The sequence below is a fragment of the Georgenia sp. H159 genome (assembly GCF_035607575.1).
GTDB lineage: Bacteria > Actinomycetota > Actinomycetes > Actinomycetales > Actinomycetaceae > Oceanitalea.
On the sequence record NZ_JAYDZY010000017.1, the window covers coordinates 40133 to 61764 of the forward strand.

Annotated in this window: 22 protein-coding genes; 7 read left to right on the plus strand and 15 right to left on the minus strand. The window is 69.8% G+C overall.

The window, feature by feature from the left end; all coding sequences use genetic code 11:
• Positions 1-237, minus strand: coding sequence for a heavy-metal-associated domain-containing protein (locus VR894_RS17910; protein ID WP_324653742.1), 237 nt, complete (start codon positions 235-237; stop codon positions 1-3).
• A gap of 1116 nt (positions 238-1353) precedes the next feature.
• On the opposite strand from VR894_RS17910, the gene VR894_RS17915 reads away from it, so the two are divergent.
• The 3 genes from VR894_RS17915 (at position 1354) to VR894_RS17925 (ending at position 3973) form a co-directional block, all read left to right on the plus strand.
• Positions 1354-2829 (plus strand): ImmA/IrrE family metallo-endopeptidase, encoded by a 1476-nt coding sequence (locus VR894_RS17915; RefSeq protein ID WP_324653744.1) that lies wholly within the window; start codon positions 1354-1356, stop codon positions 2827-2829.
• A 196-nt stretch (positions 2830-3025) separates the two neighbouring features.
• Positions 3026-3175 (plus strand): hypothetical protein, encoded by a 150-nt coding sequence (locus VR894_RS17920; protein ID WP_324653746.1) that lies wholly within the window; start codon positions 3026-3028, stop codon positions 3173-3175.
• A 258-nt stretch (positions 3176-3433) separates the two neighbouring features.
• Complete coding sequence (locus VR894_RS17925) at positions 3434-3973, plus strand: hypothetical protein (protein WP_324653748.1); 540 nt, start codon at positions 3434-3436, stop codon at positions 3971-3973.
• 229 nt (positions 3974-4202) lie between these two features.
• Here the strand turns inward: VR894_RS17925 and merA are convergent, their stop codons facing one another.
• Positions 4203-5651 carry a mercury(II) reductase gene (merA, locus tag VR894_RS17930; protein WP_416380869.1) on the minus strand — a complete coding sequence of 483 codons (1449 nt, stop codon included), beginning with the start codon at positions 5649-5651 and terminating at the stop codon, positions 4203-4205.
• A 69-nt stretch (positions 5652-5720) separates the two neighbouring features.
• On the opposite strand from merA, the gene VR894_RS17935 reads away from it, so the two are divergent.
• Positions 5721-6110, plus strand: coding sequence for a heavy metal-responsive transcriptional regulator (locus VR894_RS17935; RefSeq protein ID WP_324653750.1), 390 nt, complete (start codon positions 5721-5723; stop codon positions 6108-6110).
• 44 nt (positions 6111-6154) lie between these two features.
• Positions 6155-7111 (plus strand): arsenic resistance protein, encoded by a 957-nt coding sequence (locus tag VR894_RS17940; protein WP_324653791.1) that lies wholly within the window; start codon positions 6155-6157, stop codon positions 7109-7111.
• 100 nt (positions 7112-7211) lie between these two features.
• Here VR894_RS17940 and VR894_RS17945 read toward each other — a convergent pair whose 3' ends face one another.
• The 3 genes from VR894_RS17945 to VR894_RS17955 form a co-directional block, all read right to left on the minus strand.
• On the minus strand, positions 7212-9110 hold the full coding sequence (locus tag VR894_RS17945) for a cation-translocating P-type ATPase (RefSeq protein WP_324653752.1): 1899 nt from the start codon (positions 9108-9110) through the stop codon (positions 7212-7214).
• Entirely contained in the window at positions 9107-9466 is a 360-nt protein-coding gene (gene cmtR / locus VR894_RS17950; protein WP_324653754.1) for a Cd(II)/Pb(II)-sensing metalloregulatory transcriptional regulator CmtR, read from the minus strand. Before cmtR ends, VR894_RS17945 begins: the two co-directional genes overlap by 4 nt.
• A 377-nt stretch (positions 9467-9843) precedes the next feature.
• Complete coding sequence (locus tag VR894_RS17955; RefSeq protein ID WP_324653756.1) at positions 9844-11346, minus strand: ATP-binding protein; 1503 nt, start codon at positions 11344-11346, stop codon at positions 9844-9846.
• A gap of 268 nt (positions 11347-11614) precedes the next feature.
• Between VR894_RS17955 and VR894_RS17960 the strand changes: the two genes are divergently transcribed.
• Both VR894_RS17960 and VR894_RS17965 read left to right on the plus strand, forming a co-directional pair.
• Positions 11615-12199 carry a hypothetical protein gene (locus tag VR894_RS17960; protein ID WP_324653758.1) on the plus strand — a complete coding sequence of 195 codons (585 nt, stop codon included), beginning with the start codon at positions 11615-11617 and terminating at the stop codon, positions 12197-12199.
• A gap of 73 nt (positions 12200-12272) precedes the next feature.
• Positions 12273-12521, plus strand: a complete 249-nt coding sequence (locus VR894_RS17965; protein ID WP_324653759.1) for a hypothetical protein — start codon at positions 12273-12275, stop codon at positions 12519-12521.
• Positions 12522-12570: 49 nt separating this feature from the next.
• Here the strand turns inward: VR894_RS17965 and VR894_RS17970 are convergent, their stop codons facing one another.
• The 10 genes from VR894_RS17970 to VR894_RS18015 form a co-directional block, all read right to left on the minus strand.
• A complete protein-coding gene (locus VR894_RS17970; RefSeq protein WP_324653761.1) occupies positions 12571-14025 on the minus strand; it encodes an SCO6880 family protein in 1455 nt (484 codons plus the stop codon).
• Positions 14022-15329, minus strand: coding sequence for a conjugal transfer protein TrbL (locus tag VR894_RS17975; RefSeq protein ID WP_324653763.1), 1308 nt, complete (start codon positions 15327-15329; stop codon positions 14022-14024). Before VR894_RS17975 ends, VR894_RS17970 begins: the two co-directional genes overlap by 4 nt.
• Before the next feature lies 1 nt (position 15330).
• Positions 15331-15633, minus strand: a complete 303-nt coding sequence (locus VR894_RS17980) for a DUF6112 family protein (RefSeq protein ID WP_324653765.1) — start codon at positions 15631-15633, stop codon at positions 15331-15333.
• A gap of 46 nt (positions 15634-15679) precedes the next feature.
• Positions 15680-15949 carry a DUF6112 family protein gene (locus VR894_RS17985; protein ID WP_324653767.1) on the minus strand — a complete coding sequence of 90 codons (270 nt, stop codon included), beginning with the start codon at positions 15947-15949 and terminating at the stop codon, positions 15680-15682.
• Positions 15946-17106 carry a M23 family metallopeptidase gene (locus VR894_RS17990; RefSeq protein WP_324653770.1) on the minus strand — a complete coding sequence of 387 codons (1161 nt, stop codon included), beginning with the start codon at positions 17104-17106 and terminating at the stop codon, positions 15946-15948. Before VR894_RS17990 ends, VR894_RS17985 begins: the two co-directional genes overlap by 4 nt.
• A 13-nt stretch (positions 17107-17119) precedes the next feature.
• Positions 17120-17812, minus strand: coding sequence for a hypothetical protein (locus VR894_RS17995; RefSeq protein WP_324653772.1), 693 nt, complete (start codon positions 17810-17812; stop codon positions 17120-17122).
• A gap of 11 nt (positions 17813-17823) precedes the next feature.
• Entirely contained in the window at positions 17824-18828 is a 1005-nt protein-coding gene (locus VR894_RS18000; protein ID WP_324653773.1) for a ParB N-terminal domain-containing protein, read from the minus strand.
• The gene (locus tag VR894_RS18005; protein ID WP_324653775.1) at positions 18821-19645 is read right to left on the minus strand and encodes a hypothetical protein; all 825 of its coding nucleotides are present in this window, start codon (positions 19643-19645) and stop codon (positions 18821-18823) included. Before VR894_RS18005 ends, VR894_RS18000 begins: the two co-directional genes overlap by 8 nt.
• Before the next feature lie 370 nt (positions 19646-20015).
• The gene (locus VR894_RS18010; RefSeq protein ID WP_324653776.1) at positions 20016-20933 is read right to left on the minus strand and encodes a bifunctional DNA primase/polymerase; all 918 of its coding nucleotides are present in this window, start codon (positions 20931-20933) and stop codon (positions 20016-20018) included.
• Positions 20934-21320: 387 nt separating this feature from the next.
• Positions 21321-21578, minus strand: a complete 258-nt coding sequence (locus VR894_RS18015) for a helix-turn-helix domain-containing protein (protein WP_324653778.1) — start codon at positions 21576-21578, stop codon at positions 21321-21323.
• Positions 21579-21632: the final 54 nt, after the last annotated feature.

Consider the following 21632-nt stretch of genomic DNA (forward strand, 5'->3'; position numbering starts at 1 on the left):
TCAGAAGGCGGAGGGCCTGGCCACGTAGCCGGCCTTGGCCACGGCCGCTACCAGGTCCTCCACGCTGGCGGTGGTCGGGTCGTGGTCCACCTCGATGCGGGCGGAGGCGAAGTGCACCTTCACTGCGTCCACGCCGTCCAGGCGGCCCACCTGCTTCTCGATCTTGGCCACGCACGAGGGGCAGGAAAAGTCCTCGGCCCGCAGGATCGTGCGGGTGGTGTTCGTCGTCGTGCTCATCGGTCTCGGTTCCTCTCGTCGTCACTCATCGGTGCAGCTCTTGGCTACTAACCACAACGCTACGCACCTGGTGCTCGACCGTCCTTGACGCAGATCAATCGACCGTAGATATGAGCCACACGGGCGCGAGTGGCGGCGCGCTGCCGCCGCCATCGATCGCGGTCTTCACTGATAAACCTCCCGGCCGACCCCCTTGCGAGAAGGTCGGAGGTCAGTGCCGGTGTCGGGCGGGGCGGCCGAGTAGGGGGTGTTCGGAGCTGGTTCCCGCTAGGCGGGGTATCCGACACACTGCCCAGGTGGTCTCCCTGGTGATCGGCTATGCCCGGGGCTCCCGCTTCGGCGTCGACGGCAACGAGCGGCTCTGCTGGCACTGGGAGCCAATGTCGACCGTGTGTACCTCGACGAGCGGCCTTAGACCGGGATGAAGCGTCCGCGGCTGGGACTGCGAGAGCACTGGCCGCGCTCGTCGCTCATCAGCTCTTGACCCGACTGCAGGCGTCACGCACGGTGCAGGTCGGTGAGGACTGCTATGCAGCGGCGCAGCCGGACACCGAGCTTCTGCTGACGTGCTGGCCCGGATCATGGACCTCCAAGCCGGGCTGGACAGCAAGCGGACCGCAGAAGGCTTGCCCACCGCGCGCCGGAGTCGCGGACAGCTGCTCGGCCGCCCAAGGTCAGTCCTCTCCGGGAGCGCGAGCCCCCGCCAAATAGCTTCTAACAGGCGGCGGCGGGTCGGATTGCCGGTGAGGACGGGTGGTGCAGACGGGGGAGGTCGCTCGCTCCTTAGCTTCCTGATGAAGCCGTCGCGAGCGTAACTTCCCTAGTCAAGTGATGGGCAACGAGTCCGCAATCCTTAGCACGGCCGTAGTGCCGCAATGCCTGAGCTGCTGCGGTATCTGCGCGCAACGGTGCCTGCGGCATGACGGCTGGGGGACATACCGCCGCAGACCAGGTGCCTGTGGAGGGACCGACGGGTGTCCTGTTACTCCGCTGTGCCCGAGTGCACGTATGACCTGTGAAGGCTGATTGAGCTGACAGGTGGTGAAACGTGGCGATGAAGCAGTTTCGACGTGCGGCCCTGAGGGGTCATTGCGACGTGGGGACGGGGGAGCGGCAATGAGTGCCACCGCCGACACGGCTGCTGGTGTGTGGGTCAGTGACTACACCACTGCCGGCGGGGTGCACGTTGCTGGGCACTGGCGCCGGCGTCGCACCGGTACCGCCGACACCTCGTCGGGTGGTGGGCATGGCGGGGAGGATCGGGCAACGAGACCGCATGGTCATGAGCTGCTGGCCAACAGTGCGACCAGCGCGGCGAGTGCGGAGACTGAGCCGTGCGGGACGGGGAGCATTGCTCCGTTCGTCATGGCGGCTGGGATGGGCACGGCCGCTGAGCGGTTGGCGGTGGCGGAGGAGCGGTATCGGGCGGCGGTGGTTGCCGCGGGGGTGAGTTCGCTTCAGCGGCGTCGGGGTGACCTGTCTGCGGATCCGCAGGCCGCGATCCGGGAGCGACGTGAAGCCAAGCTCGCGTTGGAGAAGGCTCGTGTCGAGCTGGCTCAGCAGACCGTGGCCGTACCCGACGCTGAGGACGGGCCCACTCCCCACACCACGGCGGGCCCAGCGCGGTGCACCGGCTGTGGTCAGTTCCGTTCCGCCGAGCATCAATGCCCAACTCCCGCTGGCCTCCCTGGAGGGGACTACGCCGGCATCAAGCCCGATGAGCGGGTCAAGGCGATGGTCGCCGACCTCGAGACCGCGGTCGCGGCCATCGTCGAGTCTGGCCAGCTACATCGTTGGCTGGACGCGATGGCCAGCAACGGGCTGAGCCGCTGGAGCGCGAACAACCGGATCCTCGCAACCGTCCAGATGCTGCAGCGCGGTGAGTCCCTCGAAGGTTTGCACATGATGGGTTTCCGGCAGTGGCAGAAGTACAACCGCCAGGTCACCAGGGGTGCCCGGGCGGTGTGGATCCTTGCACCTGTCACACGCAAGATCCTCGTCGAGAACGATGATGGCACCCGCACCCCGGTGCAGCGCCTTGTCGGGTTCAAGAGCGTGTCGGTATTCAACATCTCTGACACTGCCGGAGAGGATCTCCCCGGACCACCAGTCCGCCCCGCCCCGGGTGAGGCGACGCGCGGCACGCTCGAGGGGTTACGTGAACGGGTCGCCAAGGCCGGCTACACCTACGAGGAGTCGCAGATCCCTGGATGTCGCCCGGACACGGGCGAGGGGGCCTTGGGCTACACCGATCCAGGTACCAAGCGAATCGTCGTTGATTCTCGACTGGGTAGCGCGCAGAAAGCCGCGGTCATCGCCCACGAGCTCGGGCACGTTCACTGTGGTCACGTCGACGGTGACTACGCCGAGTACCAGCGCCACCGCGGGCAGATGGAGACGGAAGCGGAGATGACTTCCTATCTGGTCAGCCGGTCCCGGGGCATGACCCGGGACCAAGTCGAGGCGTTCTCGCCCGGCTACATCGCCCACTGGTCACAGGGCGATCCCGCCGTCATGCACAAGGCAGTCGATAAGGCCACCCGCGCCTTCAACAAGATCGTCGACGGCACCTGGCCCACGGAAAGGAGGTGAGACCCATGACCGAGATCGAGACCCTCACCCGCGCGCTCGGCCTAGCTCTCGTTGCACGCGATGCCCTTACTGCTGAGCTGGAGTGGTTGCGAGGAAGGAGCGGGGGACCGGACGCACTGTCACACCGAACCGGTTTCGACCCAACAAGCCAGTGTGACTTCACCAGCACCACGAGAACGGAAAGAAGGGGAGCGGCATGACCGAGATCCACGTCGCCGAGATCACCGACCCGATCACTGGGGAGAAGACCACACTGACTGCCGACACGGAGAGCGAGCTCGAGCAACTCATCACCGCCGAGCTCGAGTCCGCCTACCCCTTGCCCGATCAGACCGCCACCGAATGATCGACGGATGCGCGCCCGACTAGATCTGGGGCGCGCTGCTGTTACCTGCCGCTGGCTAGTTGCACGTATGACCTGTGAAGGATCCTCTGCGGGGACACATGCCTCAGCACTCACGCGCGCGTCCCGTCGTCGCTTCGGGTTCGGTTTACGGGGCGCTTCAGTGCGGGGCGAGCAGAGAGCCGGAAGAAGGGTGGTAACGATTTGGGGTCAGCAGTCTGACTCGACTCCGACAGGGACTGGAGGTGACAGGCTGGCAGTATGCGGACCGTCGCCTGGAGTGACCGAGCATCGTGGTTGCCGCTGGCTGCGGCGACAATCCTGCTCGCGGGGTGCTCGGCCGGCTCGGTGGGCGGTTCTGTGGAGACCCTCGCCAAGCTCGACGGCTGGCGCGACGGACCCGGCTACGAGGGCCCCTTCGCCGTCCTCGAGATCGCCTACGACGACGACACTGCTGCAATGTTGTGGGAGGACAACGTCGGCGCGGGGCAGGCGGCACACGACGGCCTGGCGGAAGTCGACCTCTCCCGGCAGATCGTGGCGCTGTACTCCTCAGGCGAGTCGGGCAGCTGCCCGGAGTCGGTACACGACATCGAGCTCGACGACGGCACGGTCGACATCATGCTGACGGTGGACACGGGGGGTGGCGATGCTTGCAGCGGCGACTACAACCCCTACCGCGTCGTCATCGCGATCGACCGGGCCGACGTCCCCACACGCGACGAGCTGGCCGGCACCGAGGGAACTGTCGACGGGAACCCGGCGCTCGAGGTCGTGGTCGGCGAGTACCCAGTGACCTGACCCGCTCCCGCGGACGCCGGACGTCCGAGTCGGGAGTGCCGAGCCCACCGAGGGGCGACCCGGTCGCAGGCGGGGGAGTGTGGCGGCACAGAGCTCTACCGCCGCCTCGCCCGCAACTACCGGGACTTCACCAGCTACCGCCCCCGAATCCCCCTGGCCGCAGGCGGCCTCAAGGCCAGATCCCCACCCGGACGTCCGAGGAGACCGCAAGAGGATCCCAATACGGGTTTCACGCTGCGCAGCAGGAGAGTTTGGCGACGTCGGTGGTGAAGGCCTGGGCGGTGAGCTTGAGGCCTTCGGCCATGGTCAGGTAGGGGCTCCAGAGGTTGGCGACCTGGTCGGTGGTCATGCCGGCCTGGAGGATGTAGACGCCGGCGGCGGCGAGGTCGCCGGCGTCCTGGGCCAGGGCGGTGATGCCGATGATGCGGCCGGTGTCGGCGTCGGTGACCATCTTGATGAGCCCGCGGGTGTCGCGGTTGACGATCGCGCGCGGGACGTGCGCGAGGGGTAGGACGCGGCTGTCGCAGCGGATCCCGGCGGCGCGGGCCTGCTGGTCGGTCATCCCGACGGCGGCCAGGGCAGGGCTCGTGAACACGACCCGGGGCAAGTGGCGGTGGTCGACCTCGCGGCGGGCGCCGGTGAGGGCGTTGTCGGCGGCCAGGGTGCCGTGGGCCGCGGCGACGTACACGAACTGCGGGTGGGCGGTGACGTCTCCGGCGGCCCAGATGCGCGCATTGGTGGTGCGCAGGTGATTGTCGACGACCACCGCGCCGTGGTCGCTGGTGCGCACGTCGACGGTGTCGAGGCCGAGGGTGCCGGTGACCGGGCGGCGCCCGGTGGCGACGAGCACCTCGGCCGCCCGCAGTTCCTGTGGGCCGTCTGCGGTGGTGGCGGTGATGGCGACCTCGCCGGTGGCCGGGTCGCGGCGGACCGCGCTGGGCACCGCCCCGCGGATGACCTGGATGTCTTCCTCGGCGAAGATCTCCTCCAGGGCGGTGGCGGCCTCGGGTTCTTCGTGGGAGGCCAGGCGTGAGCGGACCAGCATGGTGACCCGGGCGCCGAGCCGGGCGAAGAGCTGGGCCTGCTCCATGGCGACGAAACCGCCGCCGATGACCAACAGCGACTCCGGAAGCTGGTCCAGTTCCATCGCGGTGGTCGAGGTCAGGTAGCCGACCTCCTGCAGGCCGGGGACCGGCGGCGCCCAGGGCGTGGAGCCGGTAGCGATGAGGTAGTGCTCGGCCCGGATGGTCTCCACCGTGCCGCCAGGGCCGGTGACGCGCAGTGCCGGCTCGGTCGGCGTGCCGACGAACGTGGCATCCCCGGGGAGGAGGTCCCACCCGTACTCAGCGGCCAGGTCCAGGTACTTCTCCCCACGCAGTGACCCGACGAGCTCGTCCTTGCCGGCGACCAGGGCGGACAAGTCCACCGGCCCCACGTCGGGGACCGGCAGGCCGGGAAACCGGGAGGCGTCCAGTGTGACGTGGCGGGCCTCGGCGGCCGCGAGCAAGGCCTTGGACGGCACGCACCCGGTGTTCACGCAGGTACCGCCGACGGTGCCACGCTCGATCATCACCACCCGCTTGCCCAGGTTGGTGGCCCGGATCGCGGCCGCGAACGCCGCCCCACCGGACCCGATCATTGCCAGGTCATACGACCTGCTGTTAGCCGTTGCCGTCATGAACTCCTCCTTCATCGCCCTCAGGATCGACCTTCCAGTGCACTGGAAGGTCAAGGCAGAATGAGTGGCATGCGGATCGGTGAGGTGGCCCAGGCGTCAGGCACGACAAGCAAGACCCTGCGGTACTACGAGGAGGTCGGGCTGCTACCCGCCGCGGACCGCACCCCGGCGGGCTACCGGGACTACGGCCCCGAGGTGCTCGACCGGCTGGACTTCATCCGCCGGGGGCAAGCCGCCGGGCTGACCCTGGCCCAGATTGGCCAGGTGCTGGACATCCGCGACCGGGGGCAGGCCCCCTGCCAGCACGTCACCGACCTGCTCGACACCCGCCTTGATGTGATCGACCGACAGCTCGCCGAGCTCGCGCAGCTACGCGCCACGATCGTCGCCCTGCGCGAGGACGCCGCCGCCGGCGACCCGGCCACATGCTCCCCCGAGGACGTCTGCCGCTACCTGTGACCCGCGACACTGGCGCTGTGCCGCTGCCCTCCTTGGTCCAAGCGATGGAGCGCCACCAGATCGGGCTGTATTTGCTGGCCATCGCTGGTGGAGCGCTCCTGGGCTGGTCGCTGCCCGCTGCCGCCGGACCCCTTGAGCACGCCATTACTCCGGTGCTCGGGCTGTTGCTGTTCGCCACGTTCCTGGGGATCCCGTTCTCGGCGATCGGTCAGGCCGTGCGCGATGCGCGCTTCATGGCCACGATCCTGGTCCTGAACTTCGTCATCGTTCCTGCCGTGGTCTTTGCCCTGTCGCGGTTCGTGGCCGACAGCCCGGTCCTACTGGTGGGCGTGCTGCTGGTGCTGCTGACCCCGTGCATTGACTACGTGATCGTCTTCGCCGGACTCGCCGGCGGCTCCAGTGAGCGTCTGCTGGCTGCCGCGCCGCTCCTCATGGTGGCCCAGATGCTGCTACTGCCGCTCTACCTGCTCCTCTTCGTCGGGCCGGAGCTCGTCTCGGGCATCGAACCAGGCCCGTTCCTCGAAGCGCTCATCGGGCTCATCATCATCCCTCTCGCCCTGGCAGCCGTGACCCAGTGGTGGTCGCGGAAACGGACAGCCGGCGCGACCGTAATGACCGCCATGCAGGCGATGATGGTCCCGTTGATGATGGCGACACTGTCTGTGGTGATCGCGTCACAGATCTACGGAGTCGGACAAGAGATCACCGCACTGCTGGCCGTCATCCCCCTCTACGTAGCCTTCTTGGTGGTGATGGTTCCACTCGGCATGGCATGCGCACGAGTCGCACGGCTCGACCCAGGAAGCACCAGGGCAGTGATCTTCAGCGGCGCCACTCGAAACTCGCTGGTGGTACTCCCACTAGCGCTTGCCCTGCCCGCGCCCCTCAGCCTGGTTCCGCTCGTCGTCGTCACCCAGACCATGGTCGAACTCCTCGGCATGGTGATCTACGTCAAGGCCATTCCGCGACTAGTCGCCTCGGAGCCGGTTCCGTGGAACTGATCCAACGGCTGACGCGCCATGCGAGGCGCCCTGAACCCGGCCCTCGGGAAACCGGTGCGATGGGTGCAACCGGCGCAACAGACCTGATGGCCAACAGGTCCTAGACCGTAACGCGACGGCTTCGGGCTGTCCGTAGGCCATTGAGGATGACCAGGACCTCGACGACCTCATGGATGAGCACGACAGCGGCCAGGCCCAGGACGCCGGTGATGGCCAGGGGTGGCAGCGCGGCGATGATGAGCAGCGACAGGACGATGTTCTGGTTGACGATGCGCCGCCCGCGTCGGGCGTGGGCGATCGCCTGGGGCAGGAGCCGCAGGTCCTGGCCGGTGAAGGCGATGTCGGCGGACTCGATCGCGGCGTCCGAGCCGGTGGCTCCCATCGCGATCCCGACGTCGGCCGCGGCCAGGGCGGGGGCGTCGTTGATTCCGTCGCCGATCATCGCGGTGGGCCGGCGGGCGCCGAGCTCGCCCACGGCGGCGGACTTACCTTCAGGGCGCAGCTCGGCCCGCACGTCACTGATGCCGGCCTGCGCCGCGAGGGCGCGCGCGGTGCGCTCGTTGTCCCCGGTGAGCATCGTGACGCCGATGCCCTGGCCCGTCAGGGTCTTGATGACCTGGGGAACCTCGGGGCGCAGCTCGTCACGCACCCCGATGACCCCGGCGACCGTGCCATCGCGGTGGACGACGACAACGGTCATCCCCTGCGATTCCAGGTCACGGACCCGGTCACTGAGGTCGCGCGGGTCGACCCAGCGGGGGCTGCCGACCCGCACCTCACCGCCGTCGACGGTGCCGTGGATGCCGTGACCGGCTTCCTCGGTAATGCCCTCAGCCGCTCCGGGTGCGGGGGCGGCCTGGGTAATGGCAGCGGCCAGCGGGTGGGTGCTGTGCTGCTCGAGCGCGGCGGCCCAGGCCAGGACCTGCTCCTCGGTCACGTCGGCGGCGGGAACGACGGCGGTGACGGTGGGCTGGTTCCGGGTCAGGGTCCCGGTCTTGTCGAAGGCGACGTGCCCGATATCCCCGAAGCGCTCAAAGATCGCCCCGCTCTTGATGATGACGCCGAACTTGCTGGCCGAGCCGACCGCGGAGACCACGGTGATGGGCACCGCGATCGCCAGCGCACACGGGGAGGCGGCCACAAGCACCACCAGGGCGCGCGTGATCCAGATCTGCGGGTCACCCGCGAGTGAGCCGATGAGCGCGACCAGCACGGCCAGGACCAGGACGCCGGGCACGAGCGGGCGGGCGATACGGTCGGCCAGCCGAGCGCGTTGCCCCTTCTGGGCCTGGGCCTGCTCGACCAGGCTCACGATCGTGGTAAGGGAGTTGTCGGTACCGGGCGCGGTCGCCTCCACCTGCAGGGCACCGGCGGTGTTGATCGCCCCGGCAGACACCCCATCACCCGGGCCGACCTCGACGGGGATGGACTCACCGGTGATCGCCGAGGTGTCCACGCTGCTGTGCCCGGTCCGGACGATGCCGTCGGTGGCGATGCGCTCACCGGCCCTGATCACCATGACCTGCCCCGCGGCCAGGTCACGGGCCGGGACGGTCACGCTCTGACCATCGATGAGCACGGTGGCGCCCTGGGGCATGAGCTTGAGCAGTGCACGCAGCCCGGCACGCGCGCGGTCCATGGCCCGGTCTTCGAGGGCCTCGGCGATGGAGTAGAGGAAGGCCAGGGCCGCGGCCTCCTCCACATGGCCGAGGATGACCGCGCCGGTGGCGCTCATCGTCATGAGGAGTGCGATGCCGAGCTGGCCGGTGGCGAGCTTGCGCAGCGCACCGGGGACGAACGTGGAGGCCCCGAGCAGCAGACCGACCCAGAACAGCACCAGAGCCGCTGTCTCGGCGCCGGACCACTCACAGCCAATCGCGGCGACGAACGCAGCCCCCGAGGCGGTAGGGATCATGACGGCGCGGTCACCCCACCACGGCGCCTCGTGCTCGTCGTCGCTCTCCAGCTGCTCGACGGGCGTGTGGGTGGTCGCGCTCATGCCACGGTCCCGCTCGGGCAGCAGCCGGGCACCGTGCAGGCGGCATCCACGCACGGGGCGTTCTCATCGACGGCCAGCGTCACCTCGACCAGCGCGGTCATCGCCGCCGCGAGGTGCGGGTCGGCGATCTCGTACCGCGTCTGGCGCCCCTCGGGCTCGGCCACGACGATGCCGCAGTCCCGCAGGCAGGTCAGGTGGTTCGACACGTTCGACCGGGTCAGGCCCAGGTCCCGGGCGAGCACCGCCGGGTAGCTCGGGCCCTCGAGGAGCGTCATGAGGATCCGGGAGCGGGTCGGGTCGGCCATCGCCCGGCCCAACCGGTTCATCACGTCCAGCCGCGAAGCAAGAGTCAGCATACGCTGACCATACAGCAGACGCTGACTATAGAGGCGCGCTGCCCAGGACAAGTAGCGGTCGCTGGACGCCTGGCACCACCGGGGTCCAGAGCGCCTCGGTGCGCTGGGCCGCGTCCTTCTGGCACGCGAGCACGGAGCGGTCGGAGGTCTTGAGCGTTGACCGTCCCGTAAGCATCGAACCGGCCGCGGCTCCGTCCGTACGGGCTCGCGCCTTCCTCGAAACGGAGGCCATCCACGTTCCGCAGGGGATCGGCTTACGGGACGCGCCCTGCAAGCCAGCACCCCCGCGCCCGTGGGAGCGTTGGCGGCCTCGACGGAACGGGAAGTTCCGCGGCATGACAGCGTTTGCCGCGTGGTCGGCGTGGGCCCACCACGAGTCACGGAGCACTGTTGAGGCCGTCAATACCGCCGGCGAGGCGGGCGGAGGTGTCGAAGAGCTGGGCTTCGACGGGGTGGAGCTGGTGCTGTACGACGAAGGATCGTTCGCGGATGCGCCACAGGCCTTGGCCAGTATCGAGTGTGGGTAGGAGTGCGCGTTCGGTGCGGGTCAGGCCGAGGGCTTCCGCCGTGGCACCGAGCTGGTCGGATTCTTGCCGGTAGATCACCCGTGTTTCAGCGTTCGCGAGGAGGGAGGTTGCCAGCGCCCGCATGGCGGAGCCAGCGTTGCCGACGTTCTCCAGGTCGGAGAGCTTGTGGAAGATGAGCATGTTCGCGATCCCGAACCAGCGGGCTAGGCGCCACTGGGCGTCCATGCGCCGCAGCAGCGCCGGGTGGGACATGAGCCGCCAGGCCTCGTCGTAGACCACCCAGCGCTGCCCTCCGGCTGGGTCGAGCAGCGCCGATTCCATCCACGCTGAGGCACAGGTCATGAGCAGGGAGATCGCCGTGTCGTTCTCCGCGACGTCCGACAGGTCAAGAGTGACCATCGGCAGGGTCGGGTCGAACCTCACTGTCGAGGGTCCGTCGAACATGCCGGCCAGGTCGCCGGCGACTAGGCGACGCAGCGCGTGCCCGGGCAGCCGGCCGTCCTCCGCCAGGCGCCCGTCGACGTCGTCACGTCGGTCTGGCGTCAGGAGCCGGTCGACGACCATGGGCAGGATCGGCACGTCGGCCGTGCGGACCACGCCGTCCAGCGCGAAATCGATCGCGGTGTGCTCGAGTGGGGTCAGGCGCCGGTCGAGTACTGCCTCGGCGAGGGCGCCGAGCAGGTCACGGCGGCGCGCCGCTAGTTGGACGGTCCACTGGGTGTCGTCAAGGTCGGTGCGGCGGTGACCTGCGTCGAGGGGGTTGAGTCTCGTGTGTTGCCCGTGGCCGAGGGTGATGGCCTGGCCGCCGACGGCGTGGGCGACGGGTGTCCATTCGCCCTTCGGGTCGCAGGCGACGTAGACGCGTCGCCCGAACGGGATGGAACGGGTGCACAGTGACTTCGCGAGGGAGGACTTGCCAGAGCCCACGATGCCGGCGAGGACGACGTTCGGTGCGGTGATGAGGCCTCGCGCGTACAGCACCCACGGGTCGTAGACGAACGCGGAACCGGAGTAGAGGTCTTGACCGACGAACATGCCGTCGGGGCCAAGGCCGCCTTCCGCGAGGAACGGGTAGGCGCTGCCCCAGGTCGCTGAGGTGTCCTGGTGCTTGGGCAGGCGGAACCTGCCCGGCGTGCGCAGGGCAGCGGGCCCGGGCTCACCCGCCTTGGGCAGGATCACGGTTGCCCGGCGCTCGGCGGCCTCCGCTATGTGGCGGGCCTGGACCGCAGACTTGCGGGCCGCGCGGTCGTCGGCGGCGATCTTGGCCGCGGCGCGGCGGCGGGCCTTGCGCAGTCGGCGCCGTTCCCCGTTCGGTGCGATGAGGACCGCGGTGTGCAGCCGCTCGCCGTTCACGCTGACCGTCCCAACCCTAGGTGCTCGAACAGGAACATGACGATCTCTCTATTCACAAGGTCGGGCCTGGCCGGGGACGATCGACGCGCTTGGTGCCGCGGTGGGCGACCGCGCCCCGAGGTCCGCGCTCGGGGACCTCGCGCTCACCGGGGGTGGCAGCCCCGTGCCAGGCGATCCGCCCAGAGTGGGACTGCGCGTCGTTGACATGGCGGCCTACGTCCTCCAGTAAAACCGCCGCCCGCCCCAGAGCCATCGCAGCGTCGTGCGCATGCTGTTGACCCTCAGGCTGGTTGCCGTCATCCGTGTGCGCGAGGCCGCGATGGTTCATATGCGCGGAGGCGACGTTGACCAGGACCTCCTGGAGACGGTGAGTGATCGCGCCCAGGTCACCGAGGACCCAATACGTCCCGCCCGGATCATGGAAGTGGCGCGTGGCGTGCGCCAATGCGCGCAGATGCTCGGCAGCCTCGTCGGCCGAAGGTACGGGGCGGTCGAAGTCCGCCATGATGAGCCTCCCGGGAACGGTGCGTTCACCCGGCAGGTGCGTGGCCCCCTCCACCGGGACGACGGCGGGGCGGGCCCGGTGCGCCACGCCCACAGACATTCCCGACAGGCAGCGCCCGTGGCATCAGTCTTCGATGCCCCCGTCAAGGAGTTCACGATCTTTCGAGCAGCTGGCGAGCACGTGGCTCACCCAGATCTCAGGTCGGGGGTCGCGGGACCTGGCGCATCGAACGTACTGACCTCAAAGTGCATGTCCAGCGGCAAGGCGCGCGACTGTGCGGGCGGGATCGCCGAGCAGACGCCGATCAGCGATACCGGCAACGAGTCGGGGCACGAGGCGGGGTGGTGACACGCGATCGGTTGAGCCCCTCCGAAACCGACGGAGTCGAACAGGTGTTCGAGGTTGGCGTATCGTGGTGCTCATGGCGATCGACCAGGTGCCGCTGAGCGAGCAGGCCGCCACCTTGGAGCCGGCACAGTATGGCGGACCGGTCCATCGCGCGGACGAACCGCTGGAGGTCTCCGCATGGATACACACCCGCCGTGGCCACTCGCGCGTCGATGCCATCGCTTTGGCCTGGACGCAGAAGGCGGTGTGGATTCGCTACATCGACGACCACGGCCGCGAAGGCGTCGCCTGGGTGTGGGCCTCAGCGGTGACCCGGCGGTAAACGCAGCGACGTCGCGCCTCGAGCACGTTTCCTATACCTGTGGCGTTTCCTAGACCTTTCGGCAGAGCGGGAGGGCGGCAGCCGTGAACGCTTGGGCCTGCTGACCCCACAGACGCCGGGTCTCGCATGAAGCCTGGATCGCGGCTTGTTCGATGGCGGCGACGGCGCGTTCGAGCTCGTCCCGGTCGGGGGCGCTGACGGAGATGAGGCCGACGGCGCGCAGAATGCCGTGCCCGGCGGTGAGGTCAGTTTCCTGCTGGAGGACGTCGGCGTATTCGGCCGACTGGGTGGCGTCTTCGATCTGGCCCATGCGGGCGCGTTGGGCCGCGTCGGAGATGTGCTCGGTCTTCTTCTTGCGGATGTCGCGTGCGGCGACGTCGGCGCGCATGGGCGTAAACAGGATGGAGAGGGTACGCCGCACCCCGGAGGCAAGGAGTAGGGGGTGCAGGAAGTCGGGGTAGACCAGGGAGCGGGGCCATTCGGAGATCCACAGCACGGCGTGGTGGGCCGAATCCGAGCGCAGGTGCCCCCAGGTTTCGGTGACGGAGACGGGGCCGGCGGTGGCGAGGTCCCGACCCAGAGCCCCGTGGCGTTCGAGCGCCGCGGCGACGAGAGGGTCGTAGGCCGAGCGCAGCACCAGGGCCAGCTCGCCTGGGCCGAGCGGAGCGGAGGGTGCGAGGTCGGCGGCGCGCAGCGCGGTGGCGAGGGTGTCGACCTCTTGACCCAGAACGGCGACGGCCCCACGCGTGCCACCTCCGGCGGCTCGGATCGCGCGGGCGGCCGCGGTGAGGTCGAGGGCGATCGAGATCGTGGTCGCGTGCCGTTCGCCGGCGGGGCCGGCGCGACCGATGAGGTCGGCGTAGGTGGTCGCGGCGAAGGAGCCGTCGTCGCGGCCGTGGGTGGTCCACCAGTCACCAAGCCCCTTACCGGAGTCGGGCAGTGTGCGTTCGAGGACCTGCAGGCACCCGATGCGGCCGGATCGGCACGCTGTGGCGAGCACCCGCGACCAGCCGGTGGTGCGCCGGTTCTGCTCGGCGGGGTCGAGCAGGATGAACGCCGGGTGTGAGACCTCCAGGACCGCGGTGAGGGTGGCGGCGTGCGGGTCGTGGACGTAGACGGCGCCGGTCTCGGCGTCGACCCACTGCCGCATCCGCGCGGCGTCGCCGGGGAGCGCGAGCGTCCCGGCAGGGCGCGGCTTGCCGATGCGTGCCCGGTAGTCGAGCTGGCCCGTCGCGGCGCGCTGCTGCCACCGGGCGAGGAGCGGCAACCACTCCACGAGCGGGCGGCCGGCGACCTTGACCCAGACGAGGCCCGCGCACACGCCGGCGATGGGAACCGCGTAAAGCACCGCATCCCCGCCGAGGTAGAGCGACACGACGAACGTTGCTGCCGCGACCGCCACCACTGCCAGCTGTCCGGTTGACAAGCCGAGTAGCACCCCGCGCGTGGACAGCCGGGAGAACGTGACCGGCTCGAGGCCGGCGTCATCGCGAGGGGCGGTCATGAGCGTTCTCCTCGAGCGCCCGCGTCGTAATCAGTCACGTGGTCTGCGATGGATCGCCCGGCCCTCGGGCCGGCCTTGGCTGCCTCCGTGACGATGACGGCGCCAGCCGCCACGCCACCGGCCGCAGCAGCACCGGTACCGGCGCCACCCGCCGCACCGCCACCGGAACCGCCGGCACCACCAGAAGCGCCCGCCGCCCCGGCGCCGGTGGCGCCGCCCGAGCCCCCCGAACCGCCCTGGGCGGCGGCCATGGGACCCGATGGGGGAGCGCTTGGAGAACGGTTGCCACCAGGGGAGGCCGACGTGCCGCAGCTGCGTGCGTTCGGGGATGGCTGGTCGTTAAGGACCTTGGCCGGGGCCCGTCGGGGCGCGGCGCGGTGCGGGACGGGGGTGGGGCGGTCCATGGCGCGCTTGGTCTCCTGCTCGGCGGACATGGCGTGGTACATGTCGAAGCCCATGAAGGAGATGAACTTGTACGTCAGGTAGGGCGCGAACCCGGCGACCATCATCAGCACGATCCCGGCCATCGGGTCGGCGAAGGACTGGAGGTCGGCTGAGATCGGGGCTGCGACCTGAGCAGTGGCAAGCAAGAACACCACCACGACGACGAGCTTGGAGGCGATCAGCGCCAGCACGAACCCGCCCCACCGAGCCGCCCACCCCCGGGTGGCGTCCCACGTCGCTCCGGCGAACGCGATGGGCGCGAGGACGACCGCGACGAGCAGCAAGGACTTGCGCACCAGCAGTGAAATCCACACGATGAACGACGCCGCGATCAGCAGGCCCGCCAGGGCGATGACGACCAGGATCGGCATGGCCGGCCCACCCGCACTCGAGAGGGCAAGGCCGGCGGTGAGCGCGGAGATGCGCCCGCCCATCTCCTCGACGTTGGTTCCGGCGGCGCTCATCAGCCCCAAACACAGCCGGTCGGTGATCTCCAGCGCCGTGGCCAGCAGACCGAGAGCGACGAACGAGCCGAGGATGCCCTTGCCGAGCCCGACGACAGCACGGGACAGGGCGGCCGGTTCGCGGCGGATCGTGGCGCCGAGGAGCTGGACGAGGAAGAAGATCAGCATCACGAAGACCGCGATCCCGAAGATGATGTTGTAGAGCTCGGTGAAGTGGCCGCTGGTGATGTCGACGAACGTCGTGGTCTCGAACGCCGCCCACATGATGTCGATGGTCCACGCGGCGGCGGCGACGGCGGCGTCGGCGAGCATCTGGAACGGGCTGATGATCGCGGCGGCGGCCGCTTCACCGGTGCCGCAGACGACGCCCAGGACCGGCAGGGTGCACACGCCCATGTCACACCGCCTGCCCGACGTCCCAGAAGAAGTTCACGAGGGTGACCGCACCGCCACACAGGATGGCGGCGCCGAGGGCGATGAGCACACCGCTCTTTCCGCGGCCGGCGAGGTGCGGGTTGGCGGAGTTGGCGCCCATCGCCCACACGATCGCCGAGACGATCAGCGCGAGGACGGCGAGGATCAGACCCACGGTCATGACGGCACCGACGATGGTGCGCAGCTGCGCGATGCCGGGCAGGCCGTCGGTGTTCGGATTGATGTCGATCTGCGCCAGGATGACGCCGACGTCGTTGAGGTCCATGGCAGGTTTCTCCGTCTCGTTGGTGGTCTGGCTGAGGCACCGGGTCTCACAAACTGGCGCCGACGCCGAGGAGGTAGTTCGTCCAGGCGAGCGCGGCCCCGGCGAGGGCCGCGGCGCCCAGGGCGACCCACACGCCGATGCGGGCACGCATCGCGGTGTGCCAGTGCCCGGTGGAGGCGGTCAGCGCCCACGTGACCGCGCAAACCACCAGGGCACCGACCGCGATGACGAGCGTGATCGTCAGGAGCGCGCCGATGACCCTGGCGAGCTCGCCCGAAGCTGCTACGGCGCCGAAGTCCGGACCGACGGCGGTCACGGGGTCGCCACCGGGCACGGTCCTGGCGGGTCGACGTCCGCCGAGGTGATCTCGGCGGCCGAGCTCAGCCAGCCGTCCGGGTCGACACCGGTATGGCTTGCGCCGCCGGGACGGATCTCGAAGTGCAGGTGCGGGCCGGTGGAGTTGCCGGTCGAGCCGACCTCGCCAATCTGCTGCCCGGCGGCGACGAGGTCACCGGTAGCGACGTGGATTCCACCGTCCCGCAGGTGCCCGTAGGACGAGGCCATGACCTGCCCGTTGACCAGGTGCTCCAGGACGATCTGGTTCCCGCGGCCGGTGCGGTAGCCGGCGAACGCGACACGACCGGCGGTCGTGGCGAGCACTGGTGTGCCGGTCGGTGCGGCCAGGTCGACGCCGGTGTGTACCTGCCAGATCTGCAGCACCGGGTTCAGGCGCATCCCGTAGCTGCTGGTGCGCGTCCACGTCCCGGCGGGCAGCGGGAAGACGGTCGTGGTGGCCGCCGGGAGCGTGCTGCTGACGGGCGGTGCGGGGCGGGGAGGCCCGGTGAGCGCGGTGAGGATTGTCTCGGCGACCGGTTCCCACGTGGCGTACCGGTCGGGGTGGGCGGAGACTTCCACGGCCTGCGCGGCGGCGCCCTTGGGCAGCGAGGCCCAGCCGACGATGTCGAGCAGCCCGCGCGGGGAGCCGGCGTTGGGTCCGGTGGGGCCGCCGAAGAACGCTCGCGCCTGGTAGGCGGGGTCCATGAGTTCGGCGACCGTGCCCCACCCGGCGGCTGGGCGCATCTGGAAGATGCCCAGCGAGTCGTGGTCGGAGCCGTCCGCGTCGTGCGGGTAGCGCGCCGAGTCCGGGTAGGCGCCGGTGTTTGCGTACATGAGCAGTCGCGACTCGGTCAGCCCGGCCATGAGCGCGACGAGCACGCCCTCCCGTCCGACGCCGTCGATCCCGGCGCCGATGGTGATGATCGTCGCGGCGTGCGTGAGCTGTGTCTGGTTCAGCTCTACGTCCGTTCCGTCGCGGGTGGTCGCGGCGAGCTCCTGCGGAACATGCGGGACGCGGCCGGCTTCGAGGCAGGAGGCGGCGGCACCGGGGGGCATGGTGAGGACGAGCACTGGCAGCACGCCGAATGCAATGGCAAGGACCGCGAGCACCGCACCGAACAGGAGTAGACGCTTCATCGATTCCCCCTCTTCATCGCAGCGGTTCGTCGAGCCGGGACAGGCGCAGCAGGTAGCACTGGGGGTAGGTCGGTCCGCACACGAGGATCGCGGTGAACGCGACGTCGAACTTATCGGCGACCTCACGCCCTTCCCATGTCCCGGCCCGGTGCCGCACTCCGGTCACCGTCACCGCCGTCGTCCCCGGCGAGAGGCGGCCCTCAGCGGCGGTGACGGCGTCTTGCCACTGACCCGGCACCCGGGCGTCGGTGACTTCGATCCACTGCCGGGTCTCGTACTCGGCTAGAAACTCCCACCCCTGTGCCGAGGGCAGGTAGGCGCCGAGGTCGGCGACCAGTCCCGGCGACTCGACGCCGCTCGGGTCGGCCACGACCAGGAGCCGGCCCTTGTGGTCGGCAAGGGTGTGCGGGCCGGTCGTGTCCCAGTCGAACAGTGCGTGGGCCACGGCGGTGGCAAAGGTTATCGGGTCGGCGGTCGTGACGATCGGGGTCGACCCGGTAGGCGCTGGCGCCGGGGGCGTGGCCGCGGTGACCGGGTCCGGCGGGTTCGACGCCGCGGTGACGTGCGCGGGCCTGCCGGGTTCGGTGTGGCGGGTGGCGAGCAGTCCGTAGCCGGTGACCGTGGCCACGGCCAGGAGCAGCACGGTACCGAGTGCGATGCGCGTCCTGCGGTGCCGGTGGGCGGTGGGCCACGGAAGCATGAGCATGACCGGCCTCCTCACGCCGCGCCTGTGCGGTTGGCGCGCACCGCGTCGAAGAAGCCGGTGGACTCGACCAAGACCCGCTCGAGCATCGCCCACTCGGCGTCGGTGAGCTTGGCCGCGACGTCGGCCGGGTCGTAGTGCCCCGTCCAGCCGTCCAGGTCGGCCCAGGTCATGACCAAGGCCCGGACGGAGCGCTTTACCGGTTCGGTCGGGGTGCGGTGCGCCGAGAGCCGCTCGATGCGGCGGCGGCGCCCGGCTTGGGCGCGGGCTGACGCCTTGGCGCGCAGCTCCGCGATGTCCTCCGGTGTCGGTTCTACGTCGACCTCGGGCTCGTTGGACGGTGTGCGCGGGCCCATCCGGGTCGCGATCGCCTCGAGGACGGCCTCGTAGGAGGGTGCGACGGGGGCGCCGTCGTTGATCTTGTCCAGCTCGGCCTCGGCCAGGCGGCGGACCTCCAGCGGGTAGGACTCGTCGTCGACGACCTCCTGGATCTTCCCGATGCGTTCCATCCGTTGGAACGATGGGGTACCGGTCACCATCTGAGCTGCGCGGAAACGGGTGCGTGAGGCGTCACCGCGCGGTGGTGATGAGTCATCACCACCGCTCTCTTCCCCACGGTCGCCGTGAGCGCCGAATCGTGTCGCCTCCTGACGGCGGCGGGCGTCCTCGGCGAGCACAGCCTTCAGCTCGCGGTACAGCCCGGCGGCCTCGGTCGGGGTGAGCGGCTTGTGCAGCACGTTCTCGTCCTGCTGGGCCAGGAGCCCGGAGAGGTTGTCGGAGATCCCGGCCCGGACCCACACCTTCACGCTTCGCCAGCCGAGTCTCGTGATGGCTTCCAGCCGGCGGCGACCGCACACGAGCACTCCGTCGGGAGTGACGGTGATCGGCTGCAACAGCCCAATCTTGTCGATGGACGCCATGAGCGGGCCCAGGTCACCCAACTCGGACCGGTGCCGGATACCGACCGTGATCGACTCGACCAGCCGCTCCGCACCGAGGTACTCCCTGGACTCAGGCATGACGCGCCTCCAAGGACAGGGGCGCGGCGGTGGCCAGGGCCCTGGTCACCGCCGGGTCGCAGGAGATCTCCTCGTGGCGCTGTCCGACGAACAGCCGCCACAGCAGCCCGCGGCCAAGATCGGTGGCGGCGAGGTCGGGATGCTGTGCGCCGAGCACAACGGTCAGCACGCGGGTCCATTGCTCCTGACTCAGGTCCAGGTGCGCCCATGCCTCCGGGTGCCGGCGCAGGTACTCGAAGGCCCGACGGCGGTGCCCGGCCTCCATGAGACGCGAACAGATCAGGTCCAGGGCACCGCGGCTGACGTCCGCAGGCCACCCGCACGCGACGAATATCCTCACCGCATCGGCCAGCGCCTCGTCCGTCGGCACGAACCGCGCCGTCATGTCGCTGGTCGCTGTGGCTTCCTCTTCGGCGTCGATCACATGGAAGGCGGGGTCCCGCTCGACCAGCAGGTTGTCGGCGAACCGCGTCACGTCGTGGACCGGAGCGTGCATGAGGTGCCGTGCCCGTTCTGCTCCGCACAGCAGGCCGTGCGCGCGATGCTCGGCCTGCAATGTTCGCTGCACGGCGGTGGTCACTACTCCCCACGGGTCGCGGGCCCAACGGGTGGCGGTCGCGGTCAGTGCCTCGTACGCGGCCGTGGCCGCGTCCTCGCCGCTCTGCCCGTACTTGCGCGCCAGACCGCGGTATCGGTCCGCGCAGTAACCGAGCAGCGCCTGCGCCTCTGGCCCGCTCCACCCCTCTGGGCAGCGGTGCAGCTCAATGAGCAGGCGCCGCAGCCCGCTCGCCTGCGTGAAACGGGGCGGCGTGCTCATCGGCCTAGGCCCTTTACGCGTGATGCCGCCCGACGCGCACGCACTCGCCGCGACGTCGCCCGCGCGGCGACGGCAGGGGCACGGACCACGGGCCGCGTGAGGTTCGACTGTGCGGTCAGCGTGCGGTCGACCCCTTTGCCCAGCGCGGGGGCGAGGACGACCATCGGCAGGTCTGACGGCAACACCCACGCCACCTCCCGCTTAGCCCGGCCGGGCGCGGTCTCAGCATCGGGCGTCGGCGCCACCCCCTGGCCGCGCACGCCAGAGCGTGACGGGTCGCCGTGAATGGCGAACTCCGAGTGCTGCCGCTGCACGCCCGGAAGGGGGCGCGGGGGGTGGGGGTCGTCATGCTGCATGTCATCCTGCGCGTTCACCGGGACATCGCCTCCCTGCTTGATCTGGACATTGCCTGGGCGTGACCCGGGCGGCGCGAGCCACCCAGGTCTTCTCGGCTGGTCCGGCGGAACGCGGAGCGGATCGTGGCGGCCACCTCGCGCTCGCCCAGCCCGGCACATCTGGCGGCCTCACCGAGCAGCCCGAGCACCGAGGCGTGATCGAAGCCGTCCTCGACCATCCGGCACGCCGCCCAGAACAGTGCGCCGTTGCGCCCGCCCTGCGGCCGGGTTGCCACCCACTCGGCCAACCGCTCGGGTGCGGTGCCCGCGACCGGCACGGCTTTGAGCGCGTGCGCACGCTGCGGTGGAGCGAGCAACTTCCGAAGGGCGGTCGCATCAACCGGGGCCGGGACGCGCTGAGCGATGACCATCAGCTCGTACTCGCGCACGACACCCGAGGCGGTGCGTAGACGCGACGGTGGCGCGATGACGTACCCGCCGTCCCCACGAAAGTCGACGTGCGCCGTCCCCAACGCCCAGGACCGCTGCTCGGGCCCGTGTGGGTAGTAGGCGTGGACCCCGCCCGACGGCGTTCGCACGAGCCATGCCCATGACGCAACCAGGCCGGCTTGCCGGGCTCGTTCGAAGCCCGCGAACCCGCCCTCGCCGTCGTGCATGTCGATATCCACCACGTCGATCCCCGAGGCGGCGCCGGTCGACAGACCGATATTTGCCTCCGGCCAGTGCCGCCACCACACACCCACCTGCCGCGAATCACGCGACGCGTCGTGGAAACCGCGCTGCGTCAACGGTGCCTTCCCCTCAGGCAGGCACGGGAAAACCGGCACACCCGCCTGCGCGTACGCGAGCGCGGCGAGCTCGAGCGATGGCGCCGACGACGCCATGACGATCGTCGCCGTCGGCCAGCCCACAGAAGCGGTAGCGCGGTGCATGCGACCCACGTTGGCCCCGGTGCGTTGCCGAGAACGTACGGGGTAGACGACCCCGTACGCACCCCGTACGCACCCCGTACGCACTTTGAGCGCGTGCATCGGCGCAGGTCAGGAGGCGTACGGGGAGAGACATCGAAACTCAACCGGTACCTGGCGCAGACGGTGCTGTTTAGCGGACGGCACCCCCGGCGAGCAGCGAAGCCTGAAGACGTCGCCGAGCGCTTGGGACGAGGGTGCTTGCATCACGGGCCCGTTGCCGCTCGTGCCGATGTGCGCGCGGCCCCGCGGCGCGCGTGGGGGGGTGAGTCGTTTCCAGAGCCGTCAGGACGACGGTCCGGCGAGTCGCCTGAAGGCAGCAGCCAGCTGGAAGTTGCCGCTTGCGAGCAGCTACTGGCTCTTCGGCGTTCTAGGGAGGCGTGGTGCGCCTCGGTCTCGACGGTGGATGCCGGATCGGTCGAGGCTGCGGCGTACTGCGGTCTGCGTTCGACCGGTGAGCTCGGCGACTTGGCGCAGGGAGAGCCCGGCGGTGTATTGCTGGGCGACGAAGGTGTCGAAGCGGTCTCGCTGGAACTGGTTGTACCCGTTCTTGAGGTCGTGCTTGAACGGCGCGAGCGGATCGAGGATCGGGCGCGACGGGTAGGGCACGAACGTCACGGTAGCCGGCCTGTCAATGAGTGCCTGCCAGGGAATGCCTCGCTT